13 protein-coding genes are annotated in these 12,658 nt (G+C 61.4%); 3 read left to right on the top strand and 10 right to left on the bottom strand.

Annotation, left to right across the window (positions count from 1 at the left end; all coding sequences use genetic code 11):
* Positions 1-130: 130 nt before the first annotated feature.
* The 10 genes from msrQ to mrcB form a co-directional block, all read right to left on the bottom strand.
* Positions 131-742, bottom strand: coding sequence for a protein-methionine-sulfoxide reductase heme-binding subunit MsrQ (msrQ, locus tag F6X61_RS00500; RefSeq protein ID WP_153784915.1), 612 nt, complete (start codon positions 740-742; stop codon positions 131-133).
* Positions 742-1,755: a protein-methionine-sulfoxide reductase catalytic subunit MsrP gene (gene msrP, locus F6X61_RS00505; protein WP_153784916.1), complete on the bottom strand. Its 1,014-nt coding sequence runs from the start codon at positions 1,753-1,755 to the stop codon at positions 742-744. The genes msrQ and msrP overlap by 1 nt, the downstream gene beginning before the upstream one ends.
* Before the next feature lie 74 nt (positions 1,756-1,829).
* Positions 1,830-2,681, bottom strand: a complete 852-nt coding sequence (gene pssA / locus F6X61_RS00510) for a CDP-diacylglycerol--serine O-phosphatidyltransferase (RefSeq protein WP_110995968.1) — start codon at positions 2,679-2,681, stop codon at positions 1,830-1,832.
* A 152-nt stretch (positions 2,682-2,833) separates the two neighbouring features.
* Entirely contained in the window at positions 2,834-3,850 is a 1,017-nt protein-coding gene (gene ilvC / locus F6X61_RS00515; RefSeq protein ID WP_125462571.1) for a ketol-acid reductoisomerase, read from the bottom strand.
* Positions 3,851-3,904: 54 nt separating this feature from the next.
* On the bottom strand, positions 3,905-4,396 hold the full coding sequence (gene ilvN / locus F6X61_RS00520; protein WP_003250040.1) for an acetolactate synthase small subunit: 492 nt from the start codon (positions 4,394-4,396) through the stop codon (positions 3,905-3,907).
* A 1-nt stretch (position 4,397) separates the two neighbouring features.
* Positions 4,398-6,122 (bottom strand): acetolactate synthase 3 large subunit, encoded by a 1,725-nt coding sequence (locus tag F6X61_RS00525; RefSeq protein WP_153784917.1) that lies wholly within the window; start codon positions 6,120-6,122, stop codon positions 4,398-4,400.
* A 193-nt stretch (positions 6,123-6,315) separates the two neighbouring features.
* Complete coding sequence (locus F6X61_RS00530) at positions 6,316-6,483, bottom strand: hypothetical protein (protein WP_153784918.1); 168 nt, start codon at positions 6,481-6,483, stop codon at positions 6,316-6,318.
* Positions 6,484-6,529: 46 nt separating this feature from the next.
* Positions 6,530-6,862 carry a YqcC family protein gene (locus F6X61_RS00535; protein WP_153784919.1) on the bottom strand — a complete coding sequence of 111 codons (333 nt, stop codon included), beginning with the start codon at positions 6,860-6,862 and terminating at the stop codon, positions 6,530-6,532.
* A complete protein-coding gene (locus F6X61_RS00540; protein WP_153784920.1) occupies positions 6,859-7,626 on the bottom strand; it encodes a M48 family metallopeptidase in 768 nt (255 codons plus the stop codon). The genes F6X61_RS00535 and F6X61_RS00540 overlap by 4 nt, the downstream gene beginning before the upstream one ends.
* A 26-nt stretch (positions 7,627-7,652) precedes the next feature.
* Positions 7,653-9,974 carry a penicillin-binding protein 1B gene (gene mrcB, locus F6X61_RS00545; RefSeq protein ID WP_153784921.1) on the bottom strand — a complete coding sequence of 774 codons (2,322 nt, stop codon included), beginning with the start codon at positions 9,972-9,974 and terminating at the stop codon, positions 7,653-7,655.
* A 117-nt stretch (positions 9,975-10,091) separates the two neighbouring features.
* Here mrcB and F6X61_RS00550 point away from each other — a divergent pair, with 117 nt between their 5' ends.
* The 3 genes from F6X61_RS00550 to F6X61_RS00560 all read left to right on the top strand — a co-directional run bounded on the left by F6X61_RS00550 (position 10,092) and on the right by F6X61_RS00560 (position 12,531).
* Positions 10,092-11,654 carry a bifunctional aminoglycoside phosphotransferase/ATP-binding protein gene (locus F6X61_RS00550; protein ID WP_153784922.1) on the top strand — a complete coding sequence of 521 codons (1,563 nt, stop codon included), beginning with the start codon at positions 10,092-10,094 and terminating at the stop codon, positions 11,652-11,654.
* Between the two features lie 99 nt (positions 11,655-11,753).
* A complete protein-coding gene (locus F6X61_RS00555; RefSeq protein ID WP_110995974.1) occupies positions 11,754-12,101 on the top strand; it encodes a pentapeptide repeat-containing protein in 348 nt (115 codons plus the stop codon).
* Between the two features lie 151 nt (positions 12,102-12,252).
* Positions 12,253-12,531, top strand: a complete 279-nt coding sequence (locus F6X61_RS00560; protein WP_110995975.1) for a TfoX/Sxy family protein — start codon at positions 12,253-12,255, stop codon at positions 12,529-12,531.
* The last annotated feature ends 127 nt before the right edge of the window (positions 12,532-12,658 follow it).

Raw genomic sequence — 12,658 nt, forward strand, 5'->3', positions numbered from 1 at the left:
TTTTGCGTTCCGTTGTCGCTGGAAGTGGGGCGCATTATAAGGGGATCTGAAACCCCGTCAACCTTTAATTTCAAGAAACAGGAATATAGGAGAGTGAGCGTGTAAGAACGGCAAGATATCCAGCCCGCGTTCAGGCGGTCCTCTTGCGTCCTCCCGCAAACCTGGGCACTCGCTTCGCCACCGCTGGAATTCGCAGCACCATCAGCAATACCCCTACCCCTGCATAAATGGCCCACTCCTTCAGATCTGAGCGCACGATCCACAGGAAATGCAGCAACCCCAACCCAAGAATCACATACACCAGCTTGTGCAGCTTCTTCCAACGCGCCCCTAGCCGTCGCTGACTGTAGCGATTGGAAGTGACCGCCAACGCCAGCAATCCAAGGAAACCCAACGCACCGACGATGATGTACGGCCGCTTGCGCAACTCAACCCCCAGCTGCCCCCAATCCAGGCCCAGGATGAAAACCATATAAGAAGTCATGTGCAGCACTATATAAGCAAAGCACCACAACCCCAGCTGCCGGCGCACCACGATCCAGCCCGACCACCCTGTCAATTTCTGCAGCGGCGTCATGCTCAAGGTAATCAATAGAAAGACCAACGCCCCCAGCCCGAGCCGGTCCACCAGGATCTTGCCCGGATCTGGATCAAGCTGCCCCGTCACCGCCTGATACAGCCACCAGACAGGAAACAGACAGCCGAGCACAAAAATCGCCAATCGCAACCAGGGATAACGCATCAATAGTTCTTCCGCAGATCGAGCCCGGCGTACAACGACGCCACCTCATCAGCATAACCATTGAACATCTGCGTCTCCCGCACATTGGGGCTGAACAGCCCGCTGGGCAAACGCCGCTCGCGGGCCTGGGTCCAGCGTGGGTGATCGACCGTCGGGTTGACGTTGGCATAGAAACCATATTCATCCGGCGCCAGCCCTTGCCAGGTGGTCTGCGGTTGCTCCGCCACCAGGCTGATGCGCACGATCGACTTGATGCTCTTGAAGCCATACTTCCAGGGCACCACCAGACGCAGTGGCGCACCGTTCTGGTTAGCCAACTCCCGGCCATACATGCCCACCGCCAGGATCGCCAACGGGTTCATCGCTTCATCCAGGCGCAGCCCTTCTACATAAGGCCAGTGGATCAGGGCAAAACCGGAGCGCTGCCCAGGCATGCTCTTGGGGTCCTGCAGCGTTTCGAAACGGACATAGCGCGCCCTGGAAGTAGGCTCGACCTGCTTGAGCACTTGCGCAAGCGGAAAGCCCAACCACGGAATGACCATCGACCAGGCCTCTACGCAACGCAGCCGATAAATGCGTTCCTCGAGCTGATAGGGCTTCACGAAGTCTTCCAGCGCATAGCGCCCAGGCTTTGCCACCTCACCATCGACCACCAGGCTCCAGGGCTCAGTCTTCAGGCTGCCCGCATTGGCCGCAGGGTCGCCCTTGTCAGGCCCGAACTCATAGAAGTTGTTGTAGTGAGTGGCGTCCTTGAACGGTGTGATGGCCTCATCCTTCACGGTGACGGCCTGCCAGCGCGTGGCACCCAGCTTTTCGGTGAACCACGCAGGCGCCGCTCCGGCTGCGGCATCGGCATAACGCGATGGCTCTGCGGCCACCCCCAGACGCGGCAAAGCGCCCAGGGCCATGCCTGCCAAGGCGCCACCCAGCATGCTGCGACGGGAAAGGTAGATGTGTTCAGGGGTGATCTGTGCCGACGTGCAGTCGGATGATCGGGGGAGTTTGATGAGCATGACGGCTCCACAGTACGGGCAACTGATGTACCCGTAAGACTATGGAGCCGGCAGGTTATTCCACGATTAAATCTTCATGAGGTTTTACGACGACCGCGCAGCAGGTACTGCAGCGGGCCGGAAACCGCATAGGCGAGGAAGATCAGCAGCAGGATGCGGGGCGGGTCGCTGAACACCACAGCGAACACCAACACCACAGCCAGGATCGCAACAAAGGGCACACGACCCTTGAGATCCAGCTCCTTGAAGCTGTTGTACTTGATGTTGCTGACCATCAGCATGCCGGCAGCAGCCACCAGCAATGCCACCAGGAACGACAGCTTGGAACCCTGGATACCGAAATCGCTGAACGCCCACACAGTGCCGGCCACAACGCCAGCCGCGGCCGGGCTGGCCAAGCCGATGAAGTAGCGCTTGTCGGCGGTACCAACCTGGGTGTTGAAGCGTGCCAGGCGCAGTGCAGCACCGGCCACATAGATGAAGGCGACCATCCAGCCGACCTTGCCCATGTCACCCAGTGCCCAGCCGAAGGCCAACAAGGCCGGCGCCACACCAAAGGCGACCATGTCCGACAGCGAGTCGTACTCGGCACCGAAGGCGCTCTGGGTATTGGTCATACGCGCCACACGGCCATCGAGGCCGTCGAGCACCATGGCGACGAAGATCGCGATGGCGGCGAAGGCGAAATACTTGCTCGCTTCGCGCGGATCACCAGCACTCAGGGCGCTCTGCGCGCTCATCGAACTGATGATGGAATAGAAACCGGCAAACAGGTTGGCGGTGGTGAACAGGTTGGGCAGCAGGTAGATGCCGCGGTGACGGACCTTGCGGCCTTCGGCGTCATGCCCTTCTTCGACATGCTCATCGATCGGTAGCAGGCTTTCGGCGTCGGAGGGCTTGTTCGGCTCTTCGGGACGTTCGCTCATGAAAAGTACCTTGCAACTGGGGTGGAATATGTTCGACACGGGCTCGCGAAATGGGTTCTGACGGCGAGCCACTGGTCGCTTTATACCAGAAGCCGGCCGCGCAAACGAAAAAACGCGGCCGAAGCCGCGTTTTTCATTTAGCCAAGCAAGACTTAGTTCTTGCTCTTGTCGACGATCTTGTTGGCCGAGATCCACGGCATCATCGAACGCAGTTGCTCGCCGATGATTTCGATGCCGTGGGCGGCGTTGTTACGGCGCTTGGCGGTCATCGATGGGTAGTTGGTGGCACCTTCGCTGATGAACATCTTCGCGTATTCGCCGTCCTGGATGCGCTTCAGAGCGTTGCGCATGGCCTTGCGGGATTCTTCGTTGATGACTTCAGGGCCGGTGACGTACTCACCGTACTCGGCGTTGTTGGAGATCGAGTAGTTCATGTTGGCGATGCCGCCTTCGTACATGAGGTCAACGATCAGCTTCAGCTCGTGCAAGCACTCGAAGTAGGCCATTTCCGGGGCGTAGCCCGCTTCGACCAGGGTTTCGAAACCGGCTTTGACCAGCTCGACGGTACCGCCGCACAGAACAGCCTGCTCGCCGAACAGGTCGGTTTCAGTCTCGTCCTTGAAGGTGGTTTCGATGATGCCGGTACGGCCGCCACCGACGCCAGCGGCGTAGGACAGGGCGACGTTCTTGGCATTGCCCGAAGCGTCCTGGTAGATAGCGATCAGGTCAGGGATGCCGCCGCCTTTGACGAACTCGGAGCGCACGGTGTGGCCCGGGGCCTTCGGCGCGATCATGATCACGTCGAGGTCGGCACGCGGAACGACCTGGTTGTAGTGGATCGAGAAGCCGTGGGAGAAGGCCAGGGTGGCGCCTTTCTTGATGTTCGGCTCGATCTCGTTCTTGTACAGCTGGCCCTGGAACTCGTCCGGGGTGAGGATCATGACCAGGTCGGCTGCAGCGACGGCGGTGGCCACGTCGGCTACTTTCAGGCCGTGGGCTTCTGCCTTGGCAACGGTGGCCGAGCCTTTACGCAGACCGACGGTGACGTCTACACCGGAGTCCTTCAGGTTGCACGCCTGAGCGTGGCCCTGGGAGCCGTAACCGATGATGGCGACTTTCTTGCCCTGGATGATGGAAAGGTCGCAGTCTTTATCGTAGAAAACTTTCATGAAATACCCCTGGTTATATCTCGGCCCCTGCGGAGCCATCGCTAATTTTTGAAGTTAGATGCTGAGCACTTTGTCGCCACGGGCAATGCCGGTGACGCCACTGCGCACGGTTTCGAGAATCGATGCGGTGCCGATGGCCTGGATGAAGCTGTCCAGTTTGTCGCTGGTGCCGCTCAGCTGCACGGTGTACACGCTGGCGGTCACATCGACGATCTGGCCACGGAAGATATCCGTGGTGCGCTTGATCTCGGCACGCTGGGCACCGGTGGCCTTGACCTTGACCAACATCAGTTCGCGCTCGATGTGAGCGCTTTCCGACAGGTCGACCAGCTTGACCACTTCGACCAGCTTGTTCAGGTTCTTGGTGATCTGTTCGATCACTTCATCATGACCGACGGTGGTCAACGTCAGACGCGACAGGGTCGGGTCTTCGGTCGGCGCCACGGTCAGGCTTTCGATGTTGTAGTTGCGCTGGGAGAACAGGCCGACCACGCGAGACAAGGCACCGGGTTCGTTTTCCAGCAGCAGGGAAATGATGTGCCGCATATCAGGTACGCTCCGTCTTGCTCAGCCACATGTCACGCATCGAGCCATCCTTGATCTGCATCGGATAGACGTGCTCGGTACGGTCGATCGCGATGTCGATGAAGACCAGGCGGTCTTTCATGGCAAACGCTTCTTCCAGCTTCGGCTTGAGGTCCTTCAGGCTGGTGATGCGGATACCCACATGACCATAGGCCTCGGCCAGCTTGACGAAATCAGGCAGCGACTCGACATAGGAGTGCGAGTGGCGGCCGTTGTAGGCCATGTCCTGCCACTGGCGGACCATGCCCAACACACCGTTGTTCATGTTGACGATCTTCACCGGCAGGCCGTACTGCATGCAGGTGGACAGCTCCTGGATGTTCATCTGGATGCTGCCTTCACCAGTGACGCAGGCCACGTCATGGTCCGGGAAGTTGAGCTTGATGCCCATGGCCGCCGGGAAACCGAAGCCCATGGTGCCCAGGCCACCGGAGTTGATCCAGCGGTTGGGTTTGTTGAAGCGGTAGTACTGCGCCGCGAACATCTGGTGCTGGCCCACGTCGGAGGTGACGAAGGCATCGCCCTTGGTCACTTCGCACAGCGTCTCGATGACCTGTTGCGGCTTGATGACGTTGCCGTCGCCCTTGTCGTAAGGGAACAGGCCACCGTCGCCACGCCATTCGTCGATCTGCTTCCACCAGGCATCCAGCGCCGCCTTGTCAGGCTGCTCGCCGATTTCCTTGAGGATGCCGAGCATTTCGTTGAGCACGCTTTCGACCGGACCGACGATCGGCACGTCGGCCTTGATCATCTTCGAGATCGACGCCGGGTCGATGTCGATGTGGATGATCTTGGCGTTCGGGCAGAACTTGGCCGGGCCGTTGACCACACGGTCGTCGAAACGCACGCCGACAGCGAAGATCACATCGGCATTGTGCATCGCCAGGTTGGCGGTGTAGCTGCCGTGCATGCCGAGCATGCCGACGAACTGGCGGTCGGTACCCGGGAAGCCACCGAGGCCCATGAGGGTGTTGGTGACCGGCAGGTTCAGCGACTTGGCGATTTCGGTGAGGGCTTCGGAGCCGCCGCCGAGGATGACGCCGCCGCCGGAGTAGACGATCGGGCGCTTGGCCGCCAGGAGCATTTCGGCTGCCTTGCGGATCTGGCCGGAGTGACCACGTACAGCCGGGCTATACGAACGCAGCTTGACCTTTTTCGGGTAGATGTACTCGAACTTCTCAGCCGGGTTGGTCATATCTTTTGGAATGTCGACCACGACCGGGCCGGGACGGCCGGATTGCGCAAGATAGAAAGCTTTTTTCAGGACTTCCGGGATTTCCGAAGCATGCTTGACCATGAAGCTGTGCTTCACGATCGGCCGGGAAATACCGATCATGTCGGTTTCCTGGAAGGCATCGGTGCCGACCATGGTGCTGGGCACCTGGCCAGACAGGATGACCATCGGAATGGAATCCATGTAGGCGGTGGCAATGCCGGTGATGGCATTGGTCGCGCCTGGGCCGGAAGTCACCAGTACCACGCCGGCCTTGCCGGTGGCACGGGCGTAACCGTCCGCCATATGGGTGGCAGCCTGTTCGTGACGGACCAGGATGTGCTGGACTTCCGGTTCCTTGAACAGAGCATCGTAAACATGAAGGAGAGCACCGCCAGGGTACCCGTAGATGTGCTTAACGCCCTCGTCACGCAAGAAGCGGACGACCATCTCAGCGCCAGATAAAAGCTCCACGTTGTTCACCTCTAAAACGCCAGAATACCGTCCTCACTGGACGGGTCTTAATAGGTTTACTGCCAAGCAGAGCATGAGCGAACGTCAGCACTGACTGAGCAAGTATTGGGAATGCCCTGGTGTGTTGCGGGCTTTCCCACCCAGCGCGAGGTAACGCGTTGCGGGGTGTTACAAGTCGGCGCGGGTGTGCGCCTCATGATCTGCTTAGCGGGTCTGCTTCTGGCAGTCCCTCTACAGCGGAATCTGGATTCTTGTGATTTGGCGCCAACAAGTCAAGAAAAATTATTGCCAATTTTTCCGCAAGATGAATCGCCAGCACCACTAAAAAGGCGAGCAGCAGCAGAACAATAAAGATTTCCATAAAAAAGGGCCACAATCTGCGGCCCTTAAAGGAAAAAGAGAAGAAATCAGGCGGAAGGCGCGATCAATTGATCGAATTCTGCCAACAGGCGCCGTAGCGTGCGGCTTTGTTCTGGGCGATCGACAAACACCGTCTCGGCCATCACCAGGATGCCCGAGGCATTCGGCAACGCGAGCCCATGCTCCAGGATCAGCTTCATGCGTGGCAGGAAGATCCACTGCAGCCACTGCTCGAAGCTCATGCTGTCCACCGCGAACGGCACCGTGCTGGCCAGCATCTCTTCGCTCGGCGTATCAGCGCTCCACCAGCCCTGGACCTTGAGCTCTTGCTCGATCAGCAGCAGATGGTCGGCGATATCGAGAATGCGCTGCTCCATCACAGGTTGACCCGCGCCTTCTGCCGCGCCAGTGCGGCACCGGCGCTGTCGCCTTGCTTCTCGCGGGCCTGGGCGATGGTGTTCCACAGCTGGGCCTGAAGGTCCGGACGGCCGTTGGCGTAGGTCAGCGCGCGACGAGCCAATTGCTCGGACTGCGCCGCATCACCTTGCGACAGGCGCACCTGAGCCAGGCGGAACAGCACCTGCGGCTCGCGCGGGGCGATGCGCTGGGCACGCTCCAGGCTCGAAGCGGCGCCGTTGAAGTCACCGCTGCCCTGCTGCTGCTGGGCGGTGGTCAGCAGCGCCAGCACCGGACCATCGAGTTGCTCGTCGGCAGACAGGCCACCGCTGTTGGCGCGCGGGATGCCGGTCGGCGCTTGAGTGGCCACCGAGGGGTTGCTCATCGAGGCGATGTCGAACGGCTCATCGGCCACCGGGTTAGGGTTGGTGGTGATGGGGCCGGTGCTGACCGGGCCCGGGGTGATCGGGCCACTGCTGACCGGGCCCGGCGTAATAGGCCCGGTGCTGATCGGCGCGCCGCCGGTCCCTTGCGGGATCATCACGGTGACGCCGCCTTCTTCGGGCAACGACTGCGCCTGGCTGCTGCCGCCACTGGTCGGGTAGGCCGAATTGCGCGTGGCCTGGACCCGCTCACTGTTGGAAACCCGGGTGCTCGAATCCACCACCGGGATGTTGCCACGCTGGACGCTTGAGCAGCCTTGCAGCACGGCTACCGAGGTCAAGGCAGGAATCCACCACTTCTTCACTTCACACCCTCTTCAAAAGCTCGTGCTCAATTCATCCACCCCTTGACCCAGTCCATGACCTGCTCGGCCGGGTTCTGTTCGCCACCACAGGTGGCGCCAGCGGGCGGTTCGCTGCCGCGAATATACGGCATCTGCACCGCTCCCGGACAGCTACCGTCGGAACCCTGGCCGCTGTAAGGGTCGATCCAGGCCTGCACCACGTTATCCGGTTGCGGCATGTCCAGCGGCAGCGGGTCGGCCTTCTTCATGAAGCTGGTCCACACCTGCAGCGCGCCGGTGGCGCCGGTGAACGGCGTCTTGCCGTTGTCGTCGCGGCCCAGCCAGACCACGGCCAGCAGGTCCTGGCTGAAGCCCGAGAACCAACTGTCGCGCGAGTCGTTACTGGTGCCGGTCTTGCCCGCCAGCGTCAGCGAACTGGGCAGCACGCTATACACCGAACGCCCGGTACCTTCACGCATTACCCGCTGCATGGCGTTCTGCACCAGATAAATGGAACCGGGGTCGAAGGTTTGCTGGATCTGGAACGGGTAGCGCTTGAGCGGCTCGCCTTCGGCGGTGAGCACGCTGCGAATGCCGCGCATCGGTGTATTGAAGCCACCGTTGGCGATGGTCTGGTACATGGTCGCCACCTGCATCGGCGACATGCCGCCAGCGCCCAGCAGCATCGACGGGAACGCCGGCCAGTCGACCTGCACCCCCAGGCGGCCGATGGTCTTGATCACGTTCGGCACGCCCACTTCCAGGCCAAGCTTGGCGGTCGACAGGTTGTAGGAGTTGGCCAGGCCCTGGTACAGGTAGATGGTGCCATGCGGACGGCGATCGTAGTTCTGCGGGCGCCACACCTGGCCGTCGGCGCCTTTGACCGAGAACGGCTCGTCCTGTACCCGGGTGGTCAGGCTGTACTTGCTCGGCTGCTCAAGGGCGGTGAGGTAGACCGCCGGCTTGACCAGCGAGCCGATCGGCCGCACCGCGTCGATGGCACGGTTGAAGCCGGCAAAGCCCGACTGACGGCTGCCGATCAGCGCCTGCACCTCGCCGGTTTCAGGGTTGGTGACGACCATCGCCGACTCCACGTCGTCGGCGCCCTTGCGCCCGGCCAAGCGCTTGAACGTCTCGCTCATGGCGGTTTCGGCCTTCATCTGCAGGATCGGGTCGAAACTGGTGAAGATGCGCAGGCCTTCTTCGGTCAAGTCTTCGTCGCGGTAGTCCTGGCGCAACTGGCGCTTGACCAGGTCGAGGAACGCCGGGAACGAGCTGTCGGCCAGGCTGCCGCGCTTGGTCACGCCCAGCGGCATCTTCTTCGCCGCATCGATCACGTCCTGGCTGGCCACGCCCTGCTCGGCCAGCAGGTCGAGCACCAGGTTGCGGCGCTGCAGGGCGCGCTCGGGGTAACGGCGCGGGTTGTAGTAGGACGGCCCCTTGACCATGCCCACCAGCAAGGCGATCTGGTGCAGCTTGAGCTCCTGCAGCGGCTGGCTGAAGAAGAACTGGCTGGCCAGACCGAAACCATGCACCGCGCGCTGGCCGTCCTGGCCGATGAACACTTCGTTCAGGTACGCCTCGAGGATCTCGCGCTTGTCGTAGTGCATCTCCAGCAGCACGGCCATCATGGCCTCGGTCAGCTTGCGGCTGAGGCTGCGCTCGTTGGTGAGGAAGAAGTTCTTCACCAACTGCTGGGTCAGGGTACTGCCGCCCTGACGCATGGCGCCCGCGGAGGTGTTGACCCAGATGGCCCGGGCGATGGACTTGGGCGATACGCCGAAGTGGCTGTAGAAATCGCGGTCTTCCGTGGCGATCAGGGTCTCCACCAGGTACGGCGGTAGCTGGTCGATCTTGATCAGGATGCGGTCTTCAAGGTTCTTCGGGTAGATGCCGCCGATCATCAGCGGCTCCAGGCGCACCACGTCGAGCTTGCCGCCGTTGGCACCGCTGAGCCCCGCAACGTAGTCACCGGAGAAACGCACACGCACGAACTGCGCCGGTTCCATGCCTTCATAGAACTGGAAGCCGCGGGTATTGAGGTCGACGTTGTTGCCATTTACCGACGCCGCGCCGGGGCCATTGGCTGCACTCTCGCGACGGTAGCCCAGGGCATCGAGCTCGGTGAGGAAGTCGTTCTTGCTCAGCTTCTGGCCGACGAACAGCTCCAGCGGCCGAGCGTACACCTTGGCCGGGATGGTCCAGCGCTTGCCGGAAAACTTCTCCTGCACAGTCGCATCGAAGTAGACCGCAAAGCCGGCGATCAGGACAAGGCCGACCAGGCTGAGCTTGAGTGCCCAGCCCAACCAGGTGCGCGCACGGCTGGTCGGTGGTTTTTTAGGGGGGCGGGAATTTCGGGTACGTGTCATGGCGGCGGAGTATACGCACTTTCAGAAAGGGAGGCAGGCGCCCACAGGCGGTTTGCAGGGACGTCACCATTGACCATAATGGCGCCTTCGAATTCCCTTACCCCGAAAGGATCACTTGTGAGCCAAGCCCTGATCAGCGCGCTGCAGAACCCTGCACTTTATCCGCACCCCGTCGAGGGCTTCCAGCTCATTGAAACGCACATTTCCTGGGTCCTGCTCACCGGTGAATTCGCCTACAAGATCAAGAAGCCCATGAACTTCGGCTTCCTCGACTTCACCGGCCTGGATCAGCGTGGGCATTTCTGCAACGAAGAACTGCGCCTGAACCAGCGCCTGACCGACGGCCTGTACCTGGAAGTGCTACCGATTACCGGCAGCGCCGAAGCCCCGCAACTGGGCGGCGCAGGCACGCCGATCGAGTACGCGCTGAAAATGCGCCAGTTCCCCCAGGGCCAGATGCTCAGCACCCTGCAGGCCAACGGTGAGCTGAACGCCGGCCACATCGACCAGATGGCCCGGCAGATTGCCGAGTTCCACCTGCAGGCCCCGAAAGTCGCCGTCGAGCACCCGCTGGGTACGCCTGAAGCCGTCATGGCCCCGGTGGAGCAGAATTTCGAGCAGATTCGCCCGTTCCTCAGCGACAAGGCCGACCTGCAGCAGCTCGACAACCTGCAAGCCTGGGCCCAGGACAGCTTCAAACGCCTGCACGGCCTGCTCGAGGCGCGCAAGGCCGACGGTTTCATCCGCGAATGCCACGGTGACATCCACCTGGGCAACGCCACCCTGATCGACGGCAAGGTGGTGATCTTCGACTGCATCGAGTTCAACGAGCCGTTCCGCCTGACCGATGTCTACGCCGATGTCGGCTTCCTCGCCATGGACCTCGAAGACCGCGGTCTCAAGTGCCTGTCGCGGCGCTTCATCAGCCAGTACCTGGAACTGACCGGTGACTACCAGGGCCTGGAGCTGCTGAACTTCTACAAGGCCTACCGTGCCCTGGTACGGGCCAAGGTCGCGCTGTTCAGCATGCCGGCCGACGCCGATGGCGTGCAGCGCGCCACCACACTGCGCACCTACCGCAACTACGCCAACCTGGCGGAAAGCTACAGCGCCATCCCGTCGCGCCTGCTGGCGATCACCCACGGTGTTTCGGCGGTAGGCAAAAGCCATGTGGCCATGCGTCTGGTCGAAGCGCTGGGCGCGGTGCGCGTGCGCTCCGATGTCGAACGCAAGCGCCTGTTCGGCGAGCAGCAGCAGGCGCAAGCCGGCCAGTTGCAGGCAGGGATCTATGACCAGCAGTCCAGCGCCGCGACCTACCAGCGCCTGCATACGCTCGCAGAAATCATCCTGCGTGCCGGCTTCCCGGTAGTGCTGGACGCCACTTACCTCAAGCACGACCAGCGCAAGGCCGCGGCACAGGTCGCCAGCGAGACCGGCGCTCCCTTCCTGATTCTCGACTGCCAGGCCCCCGAGGCCGTCATCGAGAGCTGGCTGGCGCAACGCCAGGCCGATAACCTGGACCCTTCGGATGCCACCCTCGAAGTCGTCAAGGCGCAGCAAGCCAGCCGCGAACCGCTCGATACCGAAGAACAGAAGCACAGCAAGCGCGTCGACACCCAGGAAAGCGCCAGCATGGACCAGCTGATCGAGCAGATCCGCCAGCACCTGCCAGGCCTTTGACCCTCCAGGCGTGAAGCAGTCGACAGTTCACGCCTGAAGTCCGGCGCCTCCTCAGTGATGTCATTACAATATCATCACACCCCACGAGGAGGCGCCGCCATGAACCAACCCCGGCAGCTGGACAATGTCCTGTACGCCCTGGTCCGCGACGAGAAGATCGCGACCTTCAACCGCGAAAAGCCAACGGACGCCCCCATCGATTTTCGCGGCGGCGATTTTCGTGGCCTGGACCTGCGCAACCTCGACGTACGCGGCATCGACTTCACCGATGCTTACTTTCGCGCCGCCGACCTGCGCGGACTGGACCTGCGGGAAACCGGCCTCGAAGGCGCAAGCATCGCCCATGCGCAGATCTCCGGCACTTACTTCCCCAGCGAACTGAGCGCTGACGAGATCCTCATGTCGCTCAAATTCGGTACGCGCCTGCGCTATCGAACCGCGCGCTGAGCCTCGGCCAGGCGCCGCCCCGCCCCCCGGGGCGGCAACCGGTCGGGCCCCGATGGCAAAAGGCCGCGCATTTTCCAACCCCCGCTACACTCCTCTCTGACCTGCTCGCGATTTATCCCCAAGACCCGTTCAGCCATCGCAAGGAGGCTCGATGAACGATGAATTGCAGCACCTGAAAAATCTTGGCAAGACCTCCGCGCAATGGCTGCACGCCGTCGGTATCCACAGTGCATCGGACCTCCGTCGCCTGGGCGCGGTGGGTGCCTATCAAGCCGTAAGAACGCGAGGTTTCCGGGCTTCCAAGGTGTTGTTGTACGCCATAGAAGGCGCCTTGTTGGACATGCACTGGAACGATCTGCCGGTTGAACGCAAAGAGGCGCTCAACCAGCAGCTCGACGCGAAGAGCCCGGCACAGAAGATGGAAAAATAATTTGCTGAAAGCCATTGACTAGGTAATGAGAATCGTTATGATTATCACAACTGGTCGCGAGACTGGTTGGGTAACCTGAAAGCCCCTGGTTCGGACTCTCAGATTATCTCCTCATCAGGCTAATCAC

The organism is Pseudomonas sp. EMN2, from assembly GCF_009650555.1.
GTDB lineage: Bacteria > Pseudomonadota > Gammaproteobacteria > Pseudomonadales > Pseudomonadaceae > Aquipseudomonas > Aquipseudomonas sichuanensis.